The sequence below is a fragment of the Pseudoflavonifractor phocaeensis genome, assembly GCF_016901955.1.
In the GTDB taxonomy this organism is placed as follows: domain Bacteria; phylum Bacillota; class Clostridia; order Oscillospirales; family Oscillospiraceae; genus Flavonifractor; species Flavonifractor phocaeensis_A.
This window is the reverse complement of the sequence record NZ_JACJLC010000204.1, coordinates 1-986: the sequence shown is the minus strand read 5'-3', so window position 1 is coordinate 986 and position 986 is coordinate 1. Positions and strand designations below refer to the sequence as shown.

Annotated in this window: 1 protein-coding gene; it reads right to left on the bottom strand. The window is 55.7% G+C overall.

The genetic code is table 11. From position 1 onward, the window contains the following. Positions 1–159 precede the first annotated feature (159 nt). Positions 160–986: IS66 family transposase (gene tnpC, locus H6B51_RS17165; RefSeq protein ID WP_204884805.1), on the bottom strand; the 827-nt coding region annotated here is incomplete at its 5' end.

The following is a 986-nucleotide window of genomic DNA, read 5'->3' as shown; positions in this document are numbered from 1 at the left end:
ACACATTCAAATCTTCGATGATGACTTTAAAGCCGCTCATCCCGATATTGTTGAAGCTAAAACCGACAACCCTGATATTGATAAGGAAATCAGCGATTCTACTGCCTTAGGCAATCACAAAATTCACCAGCATTGCGCCATAGTGTTTCAGCTTCATGGTCAACCCCTTCCTTTCAGGGATGCGCTGCACTCTTCTGGTGCCTGGGCAGGAACCAATTTCTCAGCCCAGGCTTCACCGGCCTGCGCCAATTTGGGGGCGCGCTCCAGAACCCACAGCAAATAGCGGTAAGGATCCAGGCCGGTTTCCTTGGCCGTTTCAATCAGACTGTAAAGGACTGCGCTGCTCTGGGCGCCGCCCGGCGTATTGCAGAACAAGAAGTTCTTCCGGCCCATCACAAAGGGCTTGATGCTGCGCTCGGCGCGGTTGTTGGTCAGTTCCAGCCTGCCGTCCTCCAGATAGCGCACCAGATAAGGCCACTGCTCCAGAAGATAGTGCAGCGCCTTGCCCAGGGCGGATTTGGGTGCGGTTTGAGGCTTCAGCCCATTTGCCCATGCCAACAAAGCCCCCAGGACAGGTTTTTCCTGCTCCAGACGCTTGGTAAATCGTTCTTCCGCTGTCAACGGGGCAAACTCCTGCTCCAGCTGGAACAGCTTTGCAAAATAGCACAGGGCTTCTGCCGGTTTGGAGGCAGGTTGCTGTTCCCTGGGAACGGTGGTGAGCGCCTCGTCAAATTTTCGTCGGGCGTGCGCCCAGCAGCCCACCACCCGGATCTTTTCCGGTAGCCTGTGGTAGCCTTGGTAGCCATCCGCATGAAGCCAGCCGGAGAATCCCTCCAGGAATGTCTCCGCGTTCTCCGCCTTCCTGTTGTGCTGGTAATCATACAGGACAATGGGGTGCTCAGCATTGCCGCTGGTCCGGTATAGCCACATATAGGAGCGGCTGGTAGAAGACTTCCCCTTCTCGTGCAGTACCTGCAGGGTGGTTT